This window comes from Rufibacter ruber (genome assembly GCF_014138425.1).
Lineage (GTDB): Bacteria > Bacteroidota > Bacteroidia > Cytophagales > Hymenobacteraceae > Nibribacter > Nibribacter ruber_C.
In genome coordinates this window covers 1-21,331 of the sequence record NZ_JACJIQ010000022.1, presented here as the reverse complement: position 1 = coordinate 21,331, position 21,331 = coordinate 1, and the positions used below count along the sequence as shown (strand labels likewise).

Here is a 21,331-nt window from a genome sequence, read left to right as displayed (position 1 = left end):
ACCTTTGTAAAAAAATCGGCAAGCCGGCTTATCGCTGCGCCCGTTGGGGCGGAGAGGAAAGTCCGGGCAACGCAGAGCATCCTGCTTCCTAACGGGAAGGCACCTGGCGGGCGACGGCCAGGTGACAGCAGTGCCACAGAAAAGTACCGCCCACTAATTAATTAGGAATGGGGAATTAGGGATCATTCTTAATTCTCAATTTTAAATTCTTAATTAAAAATGGGTAAGGGTGAAAAGGTGCGGTAAGAGCGCACCAGCGGCTGGGCGACCAGTCCGGCTGGGTAAACCTCAGGAGTTGAAAGACCAAATAGGCTGGCAGCGTCACTCCCCCGGGAGTGGCTAAGGGCGGCTCGTCCGATGTCAGTGGGTAGGTTGATGGAGCCCCTCCGTGAGGGCGGGCCTAGATAAATGATAAGCCATCTGCCGCCAAGGCAGAGGACAGAACCCGGCTTACAGGCTTGCCGATTTTTTTTATTTATCCATTCTGGAGAATCTTCTTTAGCCTGGCTTTTGCCTCGCCATTAGCAGCCCCGCACACGAATTTTATTCCTCTCTTTTTCGTGGCCCTGAATCTGGCAACTTCAGCAGGGCTACTACCTATTTATCTGATTCTCTTCATCTTGTTAAAGATATATCCTATATTAGGCTGTGTATTACGTTTATCAGCCTAAAACTGGGGGTAAACCGTATGTTTAGGTACGTATATAGGGGTGATAAACGTGATTATGACGGTTATACGGGAGTTGTGCGGCATTTTAAAATATTAAATAAATTACAATGGAATATACATCTGTGTACGGCTATATCAAAATCGACCGAGATTATGAAGAATCCGTCAATCATATAAAAAGTTTAGGTAAAGATGATTCATACCCATTCATAAATACAAGTATGTTTAGTTTTGGAGATTATGAAATCCCATACTATTATGAAAATATGATTTTTGGATTTGCTGCTACCTATAAATATTTTGGATTTGAATTATCAGACTGGAATAATTTTATTATTAAAATTGAGAATATTCTTAGGAATGTTGATTTTGAGAATGCTCAATTTCATATTGAAAGTTCTTTTGGAGATTTTACATTATTTTGGACTACACAAGGTCCTTCTTTATCAGGTAAAGAACATGAAGAAGAGTACCTTAAAGAATATTTATTAACTAAAACTGACGAATGGTATTTTGGCTTTGGTAAAAGGAGCGTTTTTACTGGCTATATAGAAAGTTTAGAAGACTATGAAGATTTAAGGAATGATAAAACTCTCGGATTTAGTTATCCTGTACCTCTGAAATAAAAACGAACGCACAACAAGGCATAAACGTCAGCCTTCGGCCGACGGCCTCGCCCGTCGTTTATGCTAGACCGTTAGACAGCATTTATAATAAATCATCAATGAAAAAACTCATAATCTTAGCCACTTTCTCAACATTTCTAAATTCATGCGCTAAACCTGAAGCAGCTAACAATCAAGCTCCTATATCAATAAGTGGTACGGATTCTTTGGCAAGTAAATCTCCTTTGATGAAAGCGTCCTTACCAGAGGAAGAAGAATCATCGGACAATTCCCAAAAACAAGAAAAAAGGGATAAACAGGTAAGTACCGCCGCTGAACTGCAAGGAAAATGGGTGCATGAAAGTGATAGTCTAGCCTATTTAAATATAACTGGCTCAAGCTGGGTTTCAGGATATGAAGGTGAAGAAGAGACACAGGACAATAAATACACATATACTCTCACCGATAAACTTCCTCAATTTGTTGACCCAGAGGTGAAAGCAGAGTTTATAGTTTTGTCTAATAAGAATGACACCATGTACTATGAACTAAATGGTGTCTCAAAGGAAACGCTAAGCCTCACATATTATCCAATGATGAAACTTCATGTCTATAAAAGAAAGAAATAAAAACGCTGTCTAACAACACCTAAACGTCAGCCATCGGCCGACGGCCTTGCCCGTCGTTTACACGAGACCATTGGCAAAAATTTGATATATGAAAAAGGTATTACAAATAAGTTTTCTGCTCACCATCTTTGTTGGTTGCAACTCTTCGTATATCCACTCTTCTACATCGCACTATGAAGCTATTAACGAAGGGGACTTATATTTCCCATTGAAACCAGATAGTGTTGAAGGTCAAGAAAATGACAAACAGATTACTTTTATGAACAAATGGTATTCAGAAAATATGGTCAGACTGAAAGAACCTGTCTTGTATAAACATACCGGTAGAGACTTTAATGTTTTCAGATTTACCAAAATCGGGACATGGGGTGAATCAACCTCCTACAGGATAGAAAAGACGGATTCAAATGTATCGATTGTTAAACGCACAAAGGACTTGTCTGGAAATTTGATTGCTGATGAAAAGAAGTTATTGAGCAAAGAAAATTGGAGCGCATTAGAGGCAAGAATACAATCAATAGCTTTCTGGCATTTAAACACTCACGGTGAGCGAGGTCTCGACGGGGAGGAATGGATATTGGAAGGTCTAGATGATGACAAGTATCATTTTGTGATAAGATGGAGTCCTGACCTTCATGGTGATAAAGAGTTTGTAAAAGCTTGTAACTTATTTGAAGATTTGTTTAAAAAATAAAGAAAAACTCTTGCCAACACTGTATAAACGCCAGCTTCGGCCGACGGCCTCGCCGTCGTTTATACTAGTCCGTTGGCAGTAAGTTATAATATGAAGAAACTAATTCTTTTAACTTTTCTAATTGTAGTAATAGCGACAGATTCTATTACGTGTAAATGCGGGATTTATACAACATCTCTTCAAGCAGCTACTCAAGAGCGCTATAATTCTTCGGACTTTGTAATATCGGCAAAGGTGGAGCTTGTTAGAGACAGCTTGACAAAAGGAAACTACTTTATGGAACCAGGACCTTATTGGCGGAAAGGTGGCTATAACGTAGTAATAAATGTAAAAAAAGCCTACAAAGGAGAAATAAAGACTGATAAAATTGAAATTACTCCAAGCTGGTCGAATTGCAGCCAATATTTCAAAATAGGAGATACATATATAATTTTTGGGTACATCAATAAAAAGGGTGAGTACACAACTGACATATGCTCAATGAATTTCTCAACAGATCAAAAAGATAGGTTGAGGGCGTTTAAAAAAATAAAGAAGAAGAAAACCTAATGCTAACAAGGTGCATAAGTCATGCTACGGCCGACGGCCTCGCCCGCCGCTTACACTAGACGAAATCTATGAGTAAAGCAAGCATTTCCCGCTAAACTTTATCCAATTTTATCACATATGGCGTCCCCCTCTTCACCACGGCCACAATCTGGTGCAGAAGCTTGTTTCGCACGGCATTTAGCACGCTCATCTTGCTTTTGCCCTCGGCCACCTTTCGCTCAAAATACGCCTTGAGTTCCTGATTATAGCGCACGCTGTTCATGGCCGCCAGGTGCAAAACATGCTTGAGCTCTTTGTTGGCAAGCCTTGACACCCCAGTCCTTCCTCTTACACTTGTTCCGCTGCGATATTCAAAGGGGGCCACGCCGCAGTAGCAGGCCAGCTTGCGGCCGTCTTCCATCCGGTTAAAACCGTGGGTGTAAACCAGCAGGGAAGTAGCCAGCACCTTTCCCACCCCCTTCACGCTCGTCAGAAGATCATACTTTTGCTTTAGCGACTGATCCTGCCGGATAAACCCCTGCATCCTCTCCTCCACCTGTTCTATGCTTTTCTCCAAGCCACGCACCGCTTTTTTGTTTACCTGCTCCAGCGTCTTACCCGACACCGGATCTATCTGCAGCAGCTCTTTTATGGTGACTTTGATGCTCTGCAGCGCTTTGAGCAGCCGGCTGCGGTTAGCCTGCAGGTCCTTCAGCCGCTCCAGGGTGACGCTGGACAAGTTCACGCATTTAGCCTGCTGTTGGTGCAGGAGCGCGTAGCGGGCAATCCGCTGGGCGTCAACCCGGTCATCTTTGCCGCGGGCCATGCCGATGCTGCGCTTGATCTGCAGCGCGCTTTCCAGCCACACCCGCACATCTCTGGCCAGCAGGTAATGCACCAGCTGCCGGGTGTAAAGGCCGGTGTGCTCCATGCAGGCCAGCGTTTCCGGCCCTGCCCCGCAGCTCTGTAGTTTGCACCAGGCTTTCAGGCGTCTGAAGCCTTCTTTGTTGTTGTTGAACTTCTGACTTGACGCCTGCTGGGTCTGCGAATCGATCAGGCACACATCCAGGCTGTCTTTGGACACATCCACACCTAAAATAAAGGCGCAGGCTTGGGTTTGCAGGAGCTTTTCCATACCTTTTGTTTTAAGTAAAGCAAGCACTGGATCGAAACCTTAATGATGGGCCTGAAATCCCGAAAATCTATATGACCCTTGCCTGCGGGTTAAACAATTAAGCAGTCAGTCTGAATCGTCTATTAGAACTCCAGGGCTGGTTAGCGTGTAGGTCGCTGACTGCTCTTCAACTACTACTAAGTTATAGCAGTAGTTGGTAAAAGGGTAATGCTAACATTAGAAAATTAATATCCGGCTAAACTAAAGGTTGGGGTTAATTAAAAATATAAATGTTCGGACTATTTGATAAAAGAACTTCTAAAATTGAATTCACCGAAGAAAGTGAGGAGAAGTTCAACCACCTGTTGACAGAAATCTATGAAATCCTTCGCGACTCAGCATATACAATTCAGGCGGACAGGATAAAAGAAATCTTGTTCGCTGTTCAAAAAGAAGACCCCGAATTATTTGAGCAGAAAGTGATTTCTGCAGAACTACTTGGTGGTGCAGGTTCTGTAGTGGACGTTTGGATTGAGAAAGAAGAGAAAATGAAAAGAATGGATTCGTTAATGAACGACTTCTTAGAACTTACTTTTAAATCGGGGTTGAATCAAAGAGCTTTAAAAGCAAGAATGACTAGAAAAATGAAAAACAACTAACCCCTAACATTGTGTTCTATGGTAAAATCAAGTAAAAGCGCATAAATTTCCCAAGAACTTCTCCCAACCTACTTCATGGATTTGTAGGCATACGCATTACGTCTGCAGGCACACGTAGGGCGTGTTGCGCTCGATGACGGCGAACATGCGGCTGACGATCTTGTTCTTGATGGCGTTGAGCACGGCCATGGGGTGCTTGCCCTCGCCCGTCTTCCTCTCATAGTACTTGCGGTACTCGTTGCCGGCCTTGATGCTGGCCAGAGCGCCCATGGTCAAGAGGGCCTTTATCTTCTTGTTGGCGATCTTTGAGACCTTCGTCCTCCCCCTGACGCTGGTGCCGGAGGAGTTCTTGAACGGCGCGAGCCCGGCGTAGCAGGAGAACTTGCGTCAAGAGGGGAACCGGGTGAAGCCCCTGGTGAGGATGAGCATCTGGGTCGCCGTCTGCTCGCCCACGCCCGGCACTGAGCACAGGAGCCCCTTCTTCTCCCTCAGCTCCCTCTGGGCCTCTATCAGGCGGTTTATCTCCGCCTGCACCTCCTTCAGCTTCCTGTCCAGAAGGCAGACCATCTCCTTCTCGATTCTCAGGGGAAACCTCACGTCCAGGCAGCGTCCCAACACTTTCAGCTCCCTGATGCGCGCCTTGTGGGCCGATTTCTCCTTCAGCAGCCGCTCGCGCTGGGAGAAGAGTTGGCTCAACTCCAGCAGCAGGTCGGGGGCCGCCCCGTTGAAGCTCAGCTCCTCCAGGTTCCTTTTCAGGTAACGGGCTATCAGCAGCGAATCAGCCTTATCGTCCTTGCCCCGCACGGTGCCCATTGAGCGCCTGATGCGGCAGGCGTTCTCCGAGACATACTTAAGCTTCAGCTCGGAGAGGAACCTGCCCAGGCCGACGGAGTAGACGCCCGTGTCCTCAAACCCGAACACCGTCCTACAGGTCGCATACGCGATAAACTTCCCTACCCACCTGAGCAGCTGGCCGAAGCCCACCTTGTTGATCTTGAATTGTTGGTGGGCGTGGTCACCATTAGGGAAAAGCACGGTGGCATCCAGCACAAGTTTGCTGACGTCGATGCCGACGGAAAGGTTTTTCTCCATATCTTTCTCTTGGTTAAAAGAAGGTTGAACAACTGCCACCTTTATGAGGCATGAGAGCCTGGTGTTCTATCTGGTCAAGGTTCAACCGAAGGGAACAGGGAGAGGACTAACACAATGTAGGGGAATAGAATCCTATGTAAACGTGTAGTTCTCCTCTCCCTTTTCCCAAGTTAGGAAATTGTACTCGTACAGGTATAGCAAATATAAAGGTGTAAACGGCAGCTGGGTTTCCTCGGCGAGCGCCTCTACTCCCCTTTTCCCCAATACCCGAACTTTGGTTTAAATTTGCCAGGCAGGGGGAGGTGAATCTTTACTTTCAGCCCCTCAAGCCGCCATAGCCCCCCGTATGGCAGAAAACCAGTTCATTTGTGAGAAGATGACAAATCACTTTGATGAAATCCTGACTGGCTTTGGTTTTGTTTCCTCCTTATCCAGACAACAGTTTGTGAACCATGCGCAGGTGCTAGAGTTCACTAAGAACCAGGAGATTTTTGCAGAGGGTAAGAAAAACACCTTTGAATACCTGCTCTTGTCCGGTATTTCCCACCGGTACACTTTTACTGATTTGGGAGAAATGGTTACCACTGGCCTCTATGTGGCACCCGCGGTGATCACCCCCCATTTTGCCAGGACAAGCCAGGGGAAAAGCATGTTCAGTTTGCAGTCACTAACGGAGGTGGTGCTGGCAGCCATACCCGTGGCTGAACTGGACAGGTTAAGAAGCAGCCTGGCCGAGTTCAGGGACTTTGGGCAGCGGGTGATAGAACAGGAACTTGTCCAGAGCATCCAGCAGGAAGTGACCTTCCGGTCCTTCAGCGCCAAAGAAAGGCTTCTGGCCCTCCGGAGAAGATACCCCTTGCTGGAAAACCTGATCCCCCATCACATCATTGCCTCCTATCTGGGGATCACCCATGTCTCTTTCAGCCGGCTGAGAAAAGAACTTGCCCTTGAAGATTGATTTTATCAAATGATAACAGAGGGGGCGGTATTTTAGTCCACTTTTGCCTCATTCACCATAAAAACAGGTTGAGGCATGAGACATACATTCTTCAGGTTAGCCGTACTGGTTTCTTTCACCGCAACTGTACAGGCTGGTATGGCGCAGGAAACCAGCGTGCTTGATAACAAAGGCGATAAATTATTTACCACCCTTTACCCTAACCCCGGGAAAGAAACTGTTCTTCTCCTGCATGGGGGCCCGGGGTTTCCCAGTGACCTGGTAGAGGTAGTGCAAACCCTGAAAGACAACTATCAGGTAATTACCTTTCACCAGAGAGGCACTAAAAAATCTCCCTGCATAAGCAAAGATTATTCTATGCCAGCCTATCTCAGTGACATAGAAGCCATCAGAGAATACTACCAGCTAGACAAATTTCACCTGTGGGGCCACTCCTGGGGCGGGCTTTATGCCCAGATCTATGCCAATCAATACCCCGAAAGGCTTGTGAGCCTGTTCTTGTGCTGTCCCGGGTCAGGCACCAATACAGAATGGCAGCAGACTGAAAAGGAGGTCATGCAGCTGAACAGGTCAAAATGCACCCACTGGCAGTGGGCAAAAATGGGTTGGAACAACGTGTGGGGGGCACTGGGGAGCGACAGGGCTTATAAACGGCTCTTCACCCAGGTGATGAAAAACTACAATGATGGTTTCATTCAGACGGACGGCCTGGAGATTGATTTTGATAACCTCAGGGCCGAATCCATCAATAAAACGAGGCCACAGATTGTCAAATACCCTATACTTGCCAGACAAGAAAACCCAGGCTTTCAGATTACCATTATTTACGGGGATCAGGACATTTACAATGCAAGCAAAAACTTTGTCCTGAACCGGTACCCTACCGCTAAGACCGTCACCATCAAGAACAGTGGGCATATACCGTGGCTGCACAACCCTTCGGCTTATAAGGCCGCTTTGGAACAGCATTACCGGTTATAGGCACCGGGCAGCATCTGCTAAAAAAAAGTCCTCCTGAGGGTCCTTTCCTGCTTGGTTAAAAACATGGGAAGAACCCTCAGGAGGACTTTTTTTACCGTAATGAAGCTTAGTTAGTAGCAGTTATAGGTTTACCGGTTGTTTGACTTGAACAAGCCTTTCGCCAGCCCTATTACTTTCTCAATCACAAACCCCAGCGCAATGCCAAAGACAGCACAGGCTACCACCTTGGCCAACCAGGCCAGAACCGGAATTTGGGCCAGGGAGTGCTCCAGGTTCTCCAGGTGATGGTGCAGGTAAGGAATTCCGTGAATCACAATTTCAGCCCCTACCCAGAGCATGGCGGCCGTCCCCACATACCCTAAGATCTTAAGGAAGCTGGGCATGAACTTAACAATGCCGCGGCCAATCTTTTGGGTTGAGGCATTGTTCTTCTTGGCCATGTGCAAGCCTATGTCATCTGCTTTTACAATGAGCCCCACAAAACCGTACACGGCGGCGGTAATGAAAATGGCCACGGCCAACATCACAGCAATCTGGTTGAGCAACGGCTGGTCGGCTACGGTAGAATAGGTGATGGCTACAATCTCAGCCGACAAGATAAAGTCTGTTCTGATGGCGCTGGTCACGCGCTCCTTTTCCAGTTCCTCAGGGGTGATGACCTGCACGTCACCGGCCGCCTGCGCCTCCTCCGCCGCATGGGGGCTGAACATGCCGTGCACCTTCTCATAGCCTTCAAAGCAAAGAAAGGCGCCCCCCAGCATCAAGATGGGGGTAATGGCCCACGGGGCGAAGAATCCCAGAAGCAAAGCCGCCGGCCCCAGAAAAATAACCTTGTTGATAAAAGATTTCTTGGCAATCTGCCAGATGATGGAAAGCTCCCGCGAAGGGTCCAGCCCTACCACGTACTTAGGCGTGACAGCGGTGTCATCAATCACAATGCCAGACACTTTGCCGGTGGTTTTGGCTACCTGCGTGGGTACATCATCTAAACTTGCCGCACTGACTTTCACCAGCGCCGCCACATCATCTAAAAGAGCGAGAAGACCTGAGGCCATTAGGTTATAGTTGTTTATGGGGAATTAAATTCTTCTTTCAGTCCTGGGACAAATCTCTATTTTTTTGTGCAATCCCGTCTTCGCCTCTCTTCCTCAGCTTCCGGCAAGCAGACCCTTTTTTACAGAATTGACCGCTTAAAGATAAAGCAACCGCGCCAGAATCATAGGCAATGGCCAACATTTCTGCAGAAGACAGGCCTGGGGGTGAATAACTGTGATTTACACCAAGCTAGAAACGGCCCCTGCCGGAATAAGTTGGCAGAGGGTCACCACCATAAACGCTTCTCTGTTTTAGGCCTGTTTTCGCAAAAACAGGCCTAAAACAGACTATTCCCCGGCGCTCAGATTCGGGAAGGCCCACTTTAGCCGCACCGCCAAAACCCTGATCAGGATGATAATGCCCACGGCTACGCCGAAGGGGACTTCGGCGGGAACGGGAGCCAGGCGCATGAGCAGGTACGTCACCCCGCCCGCCAGACACGCCGTGGCGTAGATTTCCCTCCGGAAAATAAGCGGGATCTCATTGCAGAGAATATCCCGCACCACCCCGCCAAAAACAGCGCTTACCACCCCCATCACCAGGGCTATCAGCGGGGGCACACCCAGCCGGAGGGCTTTCTCCATTCCCAACACCGTAAAGAGGGCAATTCCCACGGTGTCAAACAAAAACATGGTGCGCCTGAATCGGCCAATGTCTCTCCTGAAAACCAGGGTGACCAGCACTGACACAAAAACGGTTACCAGAAACCTCTCTTCCTGCATCCAGATGGGCTGCAGGTTGAGCAAAAGGTCCCGCAAAGTACCTCCGCCCAGCGCCGTCACAAACGCAATCACACTCGCGCCAAACGGGTCCAGTTTTTTATCTGCGGCGGTAAGTGTGCCGCTGATGGCGAACACAAACGTTCCCACTACATCAATAACAGGAATAAGCGCAAAGGAGGGCAAGTCTGGCATAGGCGGCAAGTGAAAGATGAAACTACGGCATAAGCGGCAGAAAATCTAAAGGCTGCTGAAATTTGTACTGCCCCTACAAACAGATGACGCAAACAGGAACAGGCATTTTATCCCCCTTTTGCGGGAGCAAACGAGCCTTTTCTTGCTGTGTTCACGTGATCGTTTCTTCCGTGCCTGCAGCGGCCCCACCCCTTTTCTGTTTTAGGCCTGTTTTCAGAAAAACAGGCCTAAAACAGAAAAGGGGTACCGCCTCCTATTGCCAATGGTGTACCCTAATCAATAGCACCTTCTTCTGCCGCAGGCTTTTTCCATGGCGTCACCTCTTCCCTCTTCTGCTGTCAGTTTTGTTGCTTGTGAGTAGAGGAATACGGTAAGCAATTGACCAACTGAACAAATAGCGTTTTTTGGCTGTTTTCAGAAAAGTAGGCCAGAAACAGGACGGGTGACTTTTGCCAGCCCGTTCCATTCTATCTTAAAATTCGTACTTTCGCATACCAATCACTAGCAACCTAACAAATGTCAGTTACCACTGTACAACCTTATAAACCGGTCAACCACATCCGAATTGTAACGGCCGCCTCTCTGTTTGACGGCCATGACGCGTCTATCAACATCATGCGCCGCATCATCCAGGCATCGGGGGCCGAGGTCATTCACCTGGGCCACAACCGCTCGGTGCAGGAGATTGTGGACTGCGCCATTCAGGAAGATGCCCAGGCCATTGCCATCACCAGTTACCAGGGCGGCCACCTGGAGTACTTCAAATACATGTATGACCTGCTGCAGGAGCGGGGCTGCGGCCACATCCGTATCTTTGGCGGCGGTGGCGGCGTGATTCTGCCCACTGAGATTGAGGAACTGCACGGCTACGGCATCGCGCGCATCTACTCCCCAGACGACGGACGCGCCATGGGCCTGCAGGGCATGATCAACGACATGCTCCAGAAATGTGACTTCCCCACGGGTCAGAACCTGAACGGCGAGGTGAAGCACCTGAAAGAAAAAGACATCAAATCCATTGCCCGCCTTATCTCTGCCGCTGAGAACTTCCCGGAGGAATTTGCGAAGGTAAAAAAAGACCTAACCCCAGCCCTCTCCCACGGAGAGGGAGATAAAAACACCCCCTCTCCGCGGGAGAGGGGGCCAGGGGGTGAGGTGACCACCCCCGTGCTGGGCATTACGGGTACCGGCGGGGCCGGAAAATCTTCTCTGGTAGATGAGCTGGTGCGCCGTTTCCTGATGGATTTTCAGGACAAGACCATCGCCATTATCTCGGTGGACCCTTCTAAGCGCAAAACCGGCGGTGCCCTGCTGGGCGATAGAATACGCATGAACGCCATCAGCAACAGCCGCGTGTACATGCGCTCGCTGGCCACGCGCCAGAGCAATCTGGCCTTGAGCAAGTACGTGCAAGACGCCGTAGACATTGTGAAGGCCGCCCACTTTGATCTGATCATCCTGGAGACCTCGGGCATTGGCCAGTCAGACACCGAGATAATTGAGCATTCAGACGCCAGCCTGTACGTGATGACGCCCGAGTACGGCGCCGCCACCCAGCTGGAGAAAATTGACATGCTGGATTTTGCCGATATCATTGCGCTGAACAAGTTTGACAAGCGCGGGGCCCTGGATGCGCTGCGCGACGTGAAGAAACAATACAAGCGCAACCACCAGCTCTGGGACGTGTCTGATGAGGAAATTCCGGTGTTCGGCACCATCGCCTCGCAGTTCAACGACCCCGGCATGAACCGCCTGTACAAAGCCGTGATGGCGAAGATATCTGAGAAGACCGGCGTCACGTTTGACTCTCAGATGCAGGCCACCGGCGAGATGTCTGAGAAAGTGTACATCATTCCGCCCAGCCGCACCCGCTACCTTTCTGAGATTGCCGAGAACAACCGCAGCTATGACAAATGGGTGCAGGATCAGGCCGCCGTGGCGCAGAAACTGTACGGCATCCGGCAGTCTATTGAAGCCATCCAGGCCATTGAGGTAGAAGATAAAGACCGCTTGATCAAAGGGTTGGAGTACGCCTATGAAGAAACTGCTTTAAAGCTGGACGGCCAGAACAAGAAGCTGCTGGAGCAATGGCCTGAGAAGCGGCAGAGTTACAAAAACGAATTCTACGAGTTCAAGGTACGCGATAAGGTGCTCAAGGTGAAAACCCACACCACCAGCCTCTCCCACCTGGAAATCCCCAAAGTAGCCACCCCGCGTTATGAGGCCTGGGGCGATTTATTGAAGTGGAACCTGCAGGAGAACGTGCCGGGCGAGTTCCCGTACACGGCCGGCGTGTTCCCGTTCAAGCGTGAAGGCGAAGACCCTACCCGTATGTTCGCGGGCGAAGGCGGGCCGGAGCGTACCAACCGCCGTTTCCACTATGTGAGCAAAGGCTTGCCGGCCAAGCGCCTCTCCACCGCCTTTGACTCCGTAACCCTGTATGGCGAAGACCCGGATTTGCGCCCAGACATTTATGGGAAGATAGGAAACTCCGGGGTGAGCATCGCCTGCCTGGATGATGCCAAGAAACTGTATTCCGGTTTCAACCTGGCGCACCCCATGACATCGGTGTCTATGACCATCAACGGTCCGGCCGCCATGTTGACCGGCTTTTTCATGAACGCCGCCATTGACCAGCAGTGCGAACTCTACATCAAAGAGAACGGTCTGGAGGCTGAAGTGGAAGCCCAGATTGAGGCTATTTTCCAGAAAACAGGCCAGAAACGCCCCCGCTACCAAGGCGACCTGCCCGAAGGGAATGATGGCCTGGGCCTGATGCTCTTAGGTGTGACCGGCGACCAGGTGTTGCCCGCCGAGGTGTATGCCCAAATCAAAGAACGCACCTTGGCCTCGGTACGCGGTACCGTGCAGGCCGATATCCTGAAGGAAGACCAGGCGCAGAACACCTGTATCTTCAGCACCGAGTTTGCGCTGCGGTTGATGGGTGACGTACAGCAGTATTTCATTGACCACAACGTACGCAATTTCTACTCGGTTTCTATTTCAGGCTACCATATTGCCGAGGCGGGCGCCAACCCTATTTCCCAATTGGCGTTTACGCTGGCCAACGGCTTTACCTTTGTGGAGTACTACGTGAGCCGCGGCATGGACATCAACGCCTTTGCGCCCAACCTGAGCTTCTTCTTCTCCAACGGCATTGACCCTGAATATGCGGTCATCGGGCGAGTAGCCCGCAGAATTTGGGCGAAGGCCATGAAGCTGAAATACGGCGCCAACGCCCGCTCGCAGATGTTGAAGTACCACATCCAGACCTCGGGCCGCTCTTTGCACGCGCAGGAGATTGACTTCAATGACATCAGAACCACGCTGCAGGCGCTGTACGCGATTTATGACAACTGTAACTCCCTGCATACCAACGCGTATGACGAGGCTATTACAACCCCTACTGAAGCATCGGTACGCCGGGCAATGGCCATTCAGCTCATTATTAACCGCGAGTTGGGCTTGGCTAAAAACGAGAACCCGCTGCAAGGTTCCTTCATCATTGAGGAACTGACCAACCTGGTAGAAGAGGCAGTATTGCTGGAGTTTGACCGGATTACCGAGCGCGGCGGCGTGTTGGGCGCCATGGAAACCATGTACCAGCGTGGTAAGATTCAGGAGGAAAGCCTGTACTACGAAACGCTCAAGCATACCGGCGAGTATCCCATCATTGGCGTGAACACCTTCCTGAGCAGCCAGGGCTCCCCTACGGTGATTCCTTCAGAGGTCATCAGGGCCACCGAGGAAGAGAAGCAGTACCAGATTTCCATGCTGCAGGAACTGCACGCCCGGCACGCTGACAAAGCCCCGGCAATGCTTAAGCAACTGCAGGAGGTGGCTATCCAGAACGGTAACATCTTTGACGCGCTCATGGAAGTGTCTAAATACTGCTCTCTGGGCCAGATCACCAATGCCCTGTTTGCCGTAGGCGGACAATACCGCCGGAACATGTAAAACCTTTGGCCAGAGCCAACGCTGTTTTTAACCTGTTTTCAGAAAAGGAGCCGATAAACGTCGGCTCCTTTTTTTATGAGGGTTTGAGGGCATTTCAGGTGTATCGCTCCCATAATGCAACGGCAGGTTTCTATCAGCTTTGTGCAATGGAGACACTAAATTGAAGAACCACTGAAACCGGCTGGTGTTTTCAATCCCTTCGGGAGGAAAATTTAATATCTGTTGTCCGCTTTGAGATAGGGCATCCCACTGAACATGGCGGCCATTGCCAGGACAGATTTAGCTGCTGAATCCCCGTCCTGGCCGTTCCCAACCAGGGGTGAAAATAAAGTGGATGGGCAATGAACAGGAAGTAGTGATTTAGATAATTTACATCTGCCGTTATGGGGTTAACAGAGAATTTCCGCCTAAGGTTGAGTCTGCCCTACAGAACATAATTCCTTCATAGCGGGCTGTTTAACAGGCATAAGCTATAACCTTAACTAAAGCATAACCTGGAGAACACACTGGAGTAAACTCATTTGCATTATTTTACGTTTATAGTATAAACCAAAAATAACTGCAGGCCATGAAAACAATTTCTACACTCTCGTCCCTCTTAGTTATAGGCGCTTTGGGCATCTTGGCCTCAACCTGGCTTTCTACTCCAGATTTGTCTATTGACCTCTCAGACGAAGAAACCCACCTGTATCTCTAAACCCTGTATAAGCTTTGAACCTCTGAACCCCGCCCTGGCGGGGTTTTACTTTTTTTGCTCATCTATTTCAGCTGAGCGCCGTACCTTTACCCAAAATAAACACTATGGAATTAAAAGACCTTTCACAGAAAATCAGCTACATTATTGGCCGTGACATGGCCGCTAACTTCAAAAAACAAGGCATTGACATTGAGCCGGAGTCTCTCCTTTTTGGCTTGAAGGAAGCCCTTGCAGGTACCCCCTCAAAGCTTAGCCAGGAAGAGGTACAGTCTTCTATGATGCAGTTGCAGCTCCAGATGCAGGAGAAGCAGCAGGCAAACGCCGGGGCGGCCGGTGAGCAGAATAAAAAAGAGGGGGAAGCTTTTCTGCAGGAGAACAAGGGCAAAGAGGGCGTGAACACCTTACCGAGCGGCCTTCAGTACCAGGTGCTGGCGTCTGGATCAGGCAAGACCCCGTCCGGAAGCTCAAACGTGACCACCCATTACCATGGCACCCTGATTGACGGCACCGTGTTTGACTCTTCCTATGAGCGCGGAGAACCCGCCACCTTCCCGGTAAACGGGGTAATTGCCGGCTGGACCGAAGCCCTGCAACTCATGAAAGAGGGCGACAAATGGCGTCTGTACATTCCCAGCAACCTGGCATATGGCGCGCGCGGAGCCGGTGCTGACATTGGGCCCAACGCTACCCTTATCTTTGATGTGGAACTGTTGCAGGTTCATTAATAGCTACATAGGTTCATTGATACCTACAAAGAAGACCTGTTGCAAAGCAGGTCTTCTTCTTTTTTACCCCTTCCCCACTAAAGGCTTTTGTCTCTTCACCATAGCGGCAAGCCGCCCCTCATCTGGCAAGGCGCATTTCCCAAAAAAACGGTTCCACCGCAGTATCAGCCGGCAAAGCTTACATTCAGAATTGGTGCTCAGGTGGTGCAACCACAATGAGCATGTTAACCGTGCTTCACAATAGAGGGATTATGACTGTTTTCGGCCTGTTTTTGTGAAAACGGCTCCAAAACAGAAACAAAGGTTGGCTGGCGCCAGCCCGAAAAAAGAAGTGCGCGGGCGCAGGAATTTTACACGTCTTACTGCTTCAACAGGCCATGGTCTGCCCATAACTGTCCCAAGCTCCCTTGCCTGTGACGTTCCTTTCCGGAAGCGGCCACAAAAAAGAACGCTTGAAACAACAGTTCTGTTTTCGGCCTGTTTTTCTTAAAACAGGCCGAAAACAGCGGGAATTCCTTCCTGCCCCCCCAAAAAAGGAAAGAGGCAGCATTTAAAAAACCATCCTCCCTCACTTCCCATCAGACTTGAATTAAGTCCCTGACCTTGCTCTTCCCTGCTGTGGTGGGCGTATTCTCATACCCATGGCTGGCGGGTTCACCTCGCCTTCTCTTACAGAAAGTTACCTGCGCGGCGGTGCTGGTCAACCACAGGAATCTACCTGTTTAAATTAAATGGAGGCAAAACGTAAATATTATTAAACCACCTGCTAATTTTGGCGCCGCTTGTCTAGGCAGGCCAGGTGCGGGAAAAGGAATGGTATCAGCTTAACCTGCACCAAATCAATTTAAAGAATGGCTTTGCGGGAAGAGGGAATTAAACACATACCAAATGAATAATACTAGCCACGCCCACCGGGTTTCGGGGGCCGGTCTGCTCATTGCTCTAGGCATCATTTACGGGGACATAGGAACGTCTCCTTTGTATGTGATGAAAGCCATCATTGGGGCTTCCCCCATTAACTCCACGTTGGTCTACGGAGGTATCTCGTGCGTGGTCTGGACCCTTACCCTCCAGACCACCATCAAGTACGTGATCCTGACCCTGCGGGCAGACAACAAGGGCGAAGGCGGGATCTTCTCGTTATACGCTCTGGTGCGGCGGCATGCCAAATGGCTCACGGTCCCGGCCATTATAGGGGGAAGCGCGCTGCTGGCAGATGGCATCATCACCCCTCCCATCTCGGTTTCTTCAGCGGTGGAAGGGTTGGAGATCCTTTACCCGCACATCCCCACGGTGCCTATTGTCATCAGCATTCTCACGCTGCTGTTCCTGATGCAGAGTTTTGGAACGCAGATTGTGGGCAAAGCCTTCGGGCCGGTGATGTTCATCTGGTTCAGTATGCTGGCGGTGCTGGGCGGGTTATCTGTCATGCAGCACCCGGAGGTGCTAAAGGCGTTCAACCCGTACTACGCGTATGATCTGCTGGTCAACTACCCGGGGGGCTTTTGGCTGCTGGGGGCGGTGTTTCTCTGTACCACCGGGGCAGAGGCCTTGTATTCAGACCTGGGGCACTGCGGCAAAGGCAACATCAGAATCAGCTGGGCGTTTGTGAAAGCCTGTCTCCTGCTCAATTATTTTGGCCAGGGGGCGTGGCTGATGCAGTTTGAAGGGCAGGAACTGAAACTGCTCTCCACCACTAATCCTTTTTATGGCATAATGCCAGATTGGTTCCTGATCTTCGGGATTGCCATTGCCACCATTGCCGCCATCATAGCCAGCCAGGCCTTGATCACGGGTTCCTTTACGCTGATTGGCGAGGCCATCAGGCTGAACATGTGGCCGAAGGTGCGGCTCATCTACCCTACCAACGTGAAAGGGCAGCTGTATGTACCCAGCATCAACTGGCTCCTGCTGTTTGGTTGTATTGGCGTGGTGCTGTATTTTGAGAAGTCAGAGAACATGGAGGCGGCTTACGGCCTGGCCATTACCATGACCATGCTCATGACCACCACCCTGTTGAGCTATTATCTCATTGCCAAGCGTACCGCCCGCATCTGGGTGTTTCTGTTCCTGGCGGTGTACCTGGCCATTGAAGGGTCTTTTCTGGTGGCCAACCTCATTAAATTCCCGCACGGCGGATGGGTGTCACTGGTGATAGGCTTCCTGCTGATCAGCATCATGTACATCTGGCTCAAAGCCTTCTTCATCAAGCGCCGGCTTACCGAGTACGTACGGCTTTCTGACTACGTGCCCATGCTCCGGGAGCTGAGCGAAGACGACTCCATTCCCAAATACAGTACGCACCTGGTGTTCATGACCAGTGCCGAGAGAACCTCTGAGATTGAATCAAAGATCATTTACTCCATCTTTCAGAAACGCCCCAAACGGGCCGACATTTACTGGTTCGTGCACGTGAACACCATGGATGAGCCGTACACCATGGAGTACAAGGTAAACGTTCTGGCGGCGCAGGATGTGGTGCGCATTGACTTCCGGCTGGGTTTCCGGGTGGAGCAGCGCATTAACCTGTTCTTCCGGAAAGTGGTGGAGGACCTGGTGCAGAACGGCGAGGTAGACATTACCAGCCGCTACAGCTCCCTGAACAAACAGAATGTGATAGGAGACTTCAGGTTTGTGGTACTGGAGAAATTCCTGAGCTATGAAAACGACCTCCCCTTCTGGGAAAACACCATCATGCAGTCGTACTTCAACATAAAACAGTTCACCGCCTCAGAAGGAAAGTGGTTTGGGCTGGACACCAGCTCTGTTAAAGTTGAAAAAGTGCCGCTCATCATCAAACCAGCCAGGGAGGTTGAACTGAAGCGTATTCTGTAAACCCTCCTTTGAAAAAGCGGGGCAAAAGCATTGGCTTTTGCCCCGCTTTTCTATTACAGGAGTTACAATCTGTTTTCGGGCTGTTTTCACAAAAACAGCCCGAAAACAGAGATGCCAGCCCCCTTCCCCTTCAGAGGGATAATCGAAAACACCACCAGCCACTTCTCGGCACTGATTTAAACGGAGTGCCACCGGCGCGGGCAATTTCTGGCTTCGGTCTTGCTAACAGAAATGCAGGTTTAACTTTCAGATTGCTTTTCCTCAGAGTGTTCTGCCCTGCCCCCACGGCTCATGACGCAACCAAGACAATACCTGCTGAAAACTCAACGCGAATAGAACCTCCCCTTTCTGTTTTTGGGCTGTTTTGGGCAAAACAGCCCAAAAACAGAAAGAACACTAGATGATCTGGGCAGGCACAAAAAAAAGGGAGCCCAGGGGCTCCCTTTTCAAGGCTTCTTAAAAAGTCTATTTCTGCAGATGCAGCCAGGTGGCATTGGCTGCTTTCTGCGCTTCTGTAGGGGTTGGAACGCGGCTGGCAACGTATTTCACCGTTTCGTTTTTCAACAGCTTGATGGGGAGAACCAGTATCTGGCCTGAGCGGTTTACCACCAGCTCCAGTACATCTCCCACCGCATACGCCGGAATAGATTTGTTCAGGTCATCTGACAACCGGTAGCCATTCACGGCTATGATTTCGTCATTGACATTCAGACCACCCTGCCAGGCGCTGCCGTTCCGGATGACGCTGGTCACCACCGGCTTGCCGGTTGCCGTAGAAATGCCGGCCCCCAGAAACGGTTCGTTCTGGTTTTTGTTCACATCTGTTAAGGTTACGCCCACCGTGGTGAGGTAAGCGCTGTAGTCCGGGGTTTTGGTGTTATACACAAAGTCTCTGAAGAAGCTCTCCAGAGAATGGCCGACAAACTTCTCAACGCCCTGCTGGAATTCTTTATCAGTGAAACCGCGGCCTTTTTTCTTGTAGTACTGGTCATAGAGGTACCGCATGGCATCATCTAAACTGCTTTTGCCGTTAGACCCTTTCAGAATCTCCATGTCCAGCAGCAAACCTAAAACACCCCCAGAGGTGTAGTAGGAAATGTTGGTGTTGTAGGAGTTCTCGTCTGGGCGGTACTGCTTGATCCAGGCGTTGAAGCTAGACTCAGCGGGAGACATGGCTTTGTTGCCCGGGGAGTTGGCCACGCTGGTAATGCCAGCCGCAAGTTTTTCTAAATAGTCGCTATCTGAGGTGTAGCCAGCCCGGCGCAGGATCAAATCTGCATAATAGCTGGTAAAGCCTTCAGAGACCCAAAGCATGTTGGTGTAGTTCTCCTGGTCGTAATCAAACGGCCCCAGGGCAATTGGCCGCAGGCGTTTCACATTCCAGAGGTGGAAATACTCATGCGCCACCAGGTTCAGGAAACCTTTGTAGCCCCGCTCCGTGCCGTAGGTGGTACGCGTGGTTTGTAACGTGGTGGAGTTCAGGTGTTCCAGCCCGCCGCCGCCGCGCTCCAGGTTCTGTACAATGAAGAGGTAATAGTTCACAGGCAGCTCGCCAAAAACTTTTACGGCGGTTTCGGTCACCTTTTGCATGTCTGCCATTAACCGTTTGGGGTCATAATTGCCATCACCGTACATGGCCACCTCATGCAGCACCCCGTTGGTTTTGAAGGAAAACACCTGGTGGTTTCCTATTTCAATGGGCGCATCTGCTAAGACATCATAATCTGGAGCCCGGTACGTAAACGGCTGGCCCTCTACCTTGGGCAGACCGGTAGACACGGTTTTCCATCCTTTGAAAGGCACCACCGTTAAGGTAGATGGCAGGTTCTTGTTCCCTTCCGGGTACATGAACACGCTGGTCCCGTTGACATACCCGTGGCTGGCGTCAATGAAACTGGTGCGCACACTTACCTCAAAGGCGTAGACCCTGTATTTCACGGTTACGTCTTTTCCGCCGGAGGCGATGCGCCAGGTATTCTTGTCAATTTTGTCAGCGGCCACCCTATTGCCGCCGGCAAAGGCCTCAAAGCCCTCTACATTTTTAGCGAACTCCCTCACCAGGTAAGAGCCGGGGGCCCACACCGGCATGGTGAGGTCAAGGGTTTTGCCTTTAAAGCCAGAGAGGCTCATCTCTACTTCAAAGTAATGCGTATGGGGCTCTGGCATAGAGAGCCTGTAAGAGATAGAAGGTGCCGCCGCGGCCTGGGTGACAATGGCAAACGCCAGAACCACCAGCAAACCAGCCACCTTGGCTAAATTCTTTTGTAGCATGATGTAGGGTTAGTTAGTATTTGTAAAACTTTAATATTACGGCAAAACAGTGGTTTTTCCAAAGTTGGCCCGGTGTTGGCAACCTCCCCTTCACCTGTTCACGTATGGAATATAAAAGAAACCCTATGAAAAGGATTTGGATTGGATTTGGGGTAGTTCTCCTGCTGCTGGTGCTTTACAAAGCTATTTTTGGGGCAGGGAGTGTGCTGGGGCCGGCGGTGCGGCGTACCAGTCTGGACGGGGGGGACCGGGCGTTTCATGCTGACTCAGCTTCTGAGAAGGTGACCGCCAACACAGCAGGCGGGTCCTCTGCCAAGCTGGGGGTGCTGGATGGGGACTACGCCACCAAAGCCGACAGCCTGGTGGCGTTCGCCCTGCAGCGGTACGGGGCGGAGTACACGTACGGCGGGGTGACAGAAGAAGGCTTTGACTGCTCGGGCTTCATCACCTACGTCTTTGGGGAGTTCAAGGTAGACATTCCGCACGGCTCCACCCTTCAATCAAAAATTGGCGATACGGTCCCGTTGCAACAGGCTAAAAAAGGGGACCTGATCATTTTTACCGGCACCAACCTGAAGGACCGTACCCCTGGGCACGTGGGCATTGTCATCACCAACCCGCCCAAGGCCGTTCAGTTTGTACACTCCTCCTCTAACGGCGGCGTTAAAGTGAGTGAAGTGGAAGGCACCCTTTACCAGAAGCGGTTTCTAGATGTGCGGCGGGTATTGCCATAAGACAGAGCGGGAGGCGAACTTTCCGGCAGGAGTAAATAGGGACTAACTGCCTAAAATGTGTTTTCGGGCTGTTTTTAGGCAATACTTCGGACAGTTTATGCTGCGATTCTGCCGAAGTTAAGGACACAGTCTGTTTTGTCCTTGTTATTTAAGTGGCTTTTGTCATAACCGAA

The 21,331-nt window shown here is 50.2% G+C and carries 17 protein-coding genes, 1 other RNA gene and 1 pseudogene; 13 read left to right on the top strand and 6 right to left on the bottom strand.

The annotated features are described in order from the left end of the window. Positions 1 to 15 precede the first annotated feature (15 nt). The 5 genes from rnpB (at position 16) to FHS90_RS19780 (ending at position 3,147) form a co-directional block, all read left to right on the top strand. Positions 16 to 469: RNase P RNA component class A (gene rnpB, locus FHS90_RS19800), an RNA gene on the top strand. A gap of 308 nt (positions 470 to 777) precedes the next feature. After that, positions 778 to 1,296, top strand: a complete 519-nt coding sequence (locus FHS90_RS19795) for a hypothetical protein (protein WP_066833368.1) — start codon at positions 778 to 780, stop codon at positions 1,294 to 1,296. A gap of 98 nt (positions 1,297 to 1,394) precedes the next feature. After that, the gene (locus tag FHS90_RS19790) at positions 1,395 to 1,904 is read left to right on the top strand and encodes a hypothetical protein (RefSeq protein WP_066833372.1); all 510 of its coding nucleotides are present in this window, start codon (positions 1,395 to 1,397) and stop codon (positions 1,902 to 1,904) included. Between the two features lie 88 nt (positions 1,905 to 1,992). Next, a complete protein-coding gene (locus FHS90_RS19785; protein ID WP_182514310.1) occupies positions 1,993 to 2,598 on the top strand; it encodes a hypothetical protein in 606 nt (201 codons plus the stop codon). A 90-nt stretch (positions 2,599 to 2,688) separates the two neighbouring features. After that, entirely contained in the window at positions 2,689 to 3,147 is a 459-nt protein-coding gene (locus tag FHS90_RS19780; protein ID WP_182514309.1) for a netrin-like domain-containing protein, read from the top strand. 91 nt (positions 3,148 to 3,238) lie between these two features. Here the strand turns inward: FHS90_RS19780 and FHS90_RS19775 are convergent, their stop codons facing one another. Continuing rightward, complete coding sequence (locus FHS90_RS19775) at positions 3,239 to 4,261, bottom strand: IS110 family RNA-guided transposase (RefSeq protein WP_182514308.1); 1,023 nt, start codon at positions 4,259 to 4,261, stop codon at positions 3,239 to 3,241. Positions 4,262 to 4,530: 269 nt separating this feature from the next. Here FHS90_RS19775 and FHS90_RS19770 point away from each other — a divergent pair, with 269 nt between their 5' ends. Next, a complete protein-coding gene (locus FHS90_RS19770; protein ID WP_066833379.1) occupies positions 4,531 to 4,899 on the top strand; it encodes a hypothetical protein in 369 nt (122 codons plus the stop codon). A gap of 96 nt (positions 4,900 to 4,995) precedes the next feature. Here the strand turns inward: FHS90_RS19770 and FHS90_RS22670 are convergent. Continuing rightward, positions 4,996 to 5,274, bottom strand: a pseudogene (locus FHS90_RS22670) (transposase); the annotation flags it as partial. A gap of 12 nt (positions 5,275 to 5,286) precedes the next feature. After that, on the bottom strand, positions 5,287 to 5,991 hold the full coding sequence (locus FHS90_RS19760) for an IS110 family transposase (RefSeq protein WP_182514307.1): 705 nt from the start codon (positions 5,989 to 5,991) through the stop codon (positions 5,287 to 5,289). A 376-nt stretch (positions 5,992 to 6,367) separates the two neighbouring features. On the opposite strand from FHS90_RS19760, the gene FHS90_RS19755 reads away from it, so the two are divergent. Both FHS90_RS19755 and FHS90_RS19750 read left to right on the top strand, forming a co-directional pair. Beyond that, positions 6,368 to 6,949: a Crp/Fnr family transcriptional regulator gene (locus tag FHS90_RS19755; RefSeq protein WP_182514306.1), complete on the top strand. Its 582-nt coding sequence runs from the start codon at positions 6,368 to 6,370 to the stop codon at positions 6,947 to 6,949. A 75-nt stretch (positions 6,950 to 7,024) separates the two neighbouring features. Next, on the top strand, positions 7,025 to 7,930 hold the full coding sequence (locus FHS90_RS19750) for an alpha/beta fold hydrolase (protein WP_182514305.1): 906 nt from the start codon (positions 7,025 to 7,027) through the stop codon (positions 7,928 to 7,930). Between the two features lie 128 nt (positions 7,931 to 8,058). Here FHS90_RS19750 and FHS90_RS19745 read toward each other — a convergent pair whose 3' ends face one another. Together FHS90_RS19745 and FHS90_RS19740 are read right to left on the bottom strand one after the other, a co-directional pair. Next, positions 8,059 to 8,985 carry a DUF808 domain-containing protein gene (locus FHS90_RS19745; RefSeq protein ID WP_182514304.1) on the bottom strand — a complete coding sequence of 309 codons (927 nt, stop codon included), beginning with the start codon at positions 8,983 to 8,985 and terminating at the stop codon, positions 8,059 to 8,061. Between the two features lie 327 nt (positions 8,986 to 9,312). Beyond that, positions 9,313 to 9,939 (bottom strand): trimeric intracellular cation channel family protein, encoded by a 627-nt coding sequence (locus FHS90_RS19740; protein WP_066833391.1) that lies wholly within the window; start codon positions 9,937 to 9,939, stop codon positions 9,313 to 9,315. 516 nt (positions 9,940 to 10,455) lie between these two features. Here FHS90_RS19740 and FHS90_RS19735 point away from each other — a divergent pair. The 4 genes from FHS90_RS19735 to FHS90_RS19725 all read left to right on the top strand — a co-directional run bounded on the left by FHS90_RS19735 (position 10,456) and on the right by FHS90_RS19725 (position 18,153). Then, positions 10,456 to 13,896, top strand: coding sequence for a methylmalonyl-CoA mutase family protein (locus FHS90_RS19735; RefSeq protein WP_182514303.1), 3,441 nt, complete (start codon positions 10,456 to 10,458; stop codon positions 13,894 to 13,896). A 568-nt stretch (positions 13,897 to 14,464) separates the two neighbouring features. Beyond that, a complete protein-coding gene (locus tag FHS90_RS22665; RefSeq protein ID WP_277620009.1) occupies positions 14,465 to 14,593 on the top strand; it encodes a hypothetical protein in 129 nt (42 codons plus the stop codon). A 104-nt stretch (positions 14,594 to 14,697) separates the two neighbouring features. After that, the gene (bamJ, locus tag FHS90_RS19730; protein WP_066833393.1) at positions 14,698 to 15,318 is read left to right on the top strand and encodes a BamJ family beta-barrel-assembly machinery protein; all 621 of its coding nucleotides are present in this window, start codon (positions 14,698 to 14,700) and stop codon (positions 15,316 to 15,318) included. Between the two features lie 888 nt (positions 15,319 to 16,206). Then, positions 16,207 to 18,153: a KUP/HAK/KT family potassium transporter gene (locus tag FHS90_RS19725; RefSeq protein WP_066833399.1), complete on the top strand. Its 1,947-nt coding sequence runs from the start codon at positions 16,207 to 16,209 to the stop codon at positions 18,151 to 18,153. Between the two features lie 465 nt (positions 18,154 to 18,618). Here FHS90_RS19725 and FHS90_RS19720 read toward each other — a convergent pair whose 3' ends face one another. Continuing rightward, on the bottom strand, positions 18,619 to 20,424 hold the full coding sequence (locus FHS90_RS19720) for a M61 family metallopeptidase (protein WP_246387245.1): 1,806 nt from the start codon (positions 20,422 to 20,424) through the stop codon (positions 18,619 to 18,621). Between the two features lie 125 nt (positions 20,425 to 20,549). Between FHS90_RS19720 and FHS90_RS19715 the strand changes: the two genes are divergently transcribed. Beyond that, complete coding sequence (locus tag FHS90_RS19715) at positions 20,550 to 21,158, top strand: C40 family peptidase (RefSeq protein ID WP_182514302.1); 609 nt, start codon at positions 20,550 to 20,552, stop codon at positions 21,156 to 21,158. Positions 21,159 to 21,331 lie beyond the last annotated feature (173 nt).

Excerpts from the sequence above, each read along its gene's own strand:
- FHS90_RS19795 (WP_066833368.1), top strand. The coding sequence starts at position 778 with ATGGAATATACATCTGTGTACGGCTATATCAAAATCGACCGAGATTAT.
- FHS90_RS19790 (WP_066833372.1), top strand. The coding sequence starts at position 1,395 with ATGAAAAAACTCATAATCTTAGCCACTTTCTCAACATTTCTAAATTCA.
- FHS90_RS19785 (WP_182514310.1), top strand. The coding sequence starts at position 1,993 with ATGAAAAAGGTATTACAAATAAGTTTTCTGCTCACCATCTTTGTTGGT.
- FHS90_RS19780 (WP_182514309.1), top strand. The coding sequence starts at position 2,689 with ATGAAGAAACTAATTCTTTTAACTTTTCTAATTGTAGTAATAGCGACA.
- FHS90_RS19775 (WP_182514308.1), bottom strand. The coding sequence starts at position 4,261 with ATGGAAAAGCTCCTGCAAACCCAAGCCTGCGCCTTTATTTTAGGTGTG.
- FHS90_RS19770 (WP_066833379.1), top strand. The coding sequence starts at position 4,531 with ATGTTCGGACTATTTGATAAAAGAACTTCTAAAATTGAATTCACCGAA.
- FHS90_RS19760 (WP_182514307.1), bottom strand. The coding sequence starts at position 5,991 with ATGGAGAAAAACCTTTCCGTCGGCATCGACGTCAGCAAACTTGTGCTG.
- FHS90_RS19755 (WP_182514306.1), top strand. The coding sequence starts at position 6,368 with ATGACAAATCACTTTGATGAAATCCTGACTGGCTTTGGTTTTGTTTCC.
- FHS90_RS19750 (WP_182514305.1), top strand. The coding sequence starts at position 7,025 with ATGAGACATACATTCTTCAGGTTAGCCGTACTGGTTTCTTTCACCGCA.
- FHS90_RS19745 (WP_182514304.1), bottom strand. The coding sequence starts at position 8,985 with ATGGCCTCAGGTCTTCTCGCTCTTTTAGATGATGTGGCGGCGCTGGTG.
- FHS90_RS19740 (WP_066833391.1), bottom strand. The coding sequence starts at position 9,939 with ATGCCAGACTTGCCCTCCTTTGCGCTTATTCCTGTTATTGATGTAGTG.
- FHS90_RS19735 (WP_182514303.1), top strand. The coding sequence starts at position 10,456 with ATGTCAGTTACCACTGTACAACCTTATAAACCGGTCAACCACATCCGA.
- FHS90_RS22665 (WP_277620009.1), top strand. The coding sequence starts at position 14,465 with ATGAAAACAATTTCTACACTCTCGTCCCTCTTAGTTATAGGCGCTTTG.
- bamJ (WP_066833393.1), top strand. The coding sequence starts at position 14,698 with ATGGAATTAAAAGACCTTTCACAGAAAATCAGCTACATTATTGGCCGT.
- FHS90_RS19725 (WP_066833399.1), top strand. The coding sequence starts at position 16,207 with ATGAATAATACTAGCCACGCCCACCGGGTTTCGGGGGCCGGTCTGCTC.
- FHS90_RS19720 (WP_246387245.1), bottom strand. The coding sequence starts at position 20,424 with ATGCTACAAAAGAATTTAGCCAAGGTGGCTGGTTTGCTGGTGGTTCTG.
- FHS90_RS19715 (WP_182514302.1), top strand. The coding sequence starts at position 20,550 with ATGAAAAGGATTTGGATTGGATTTGGGGTAGTTCTCCTGCTGCTGGTG.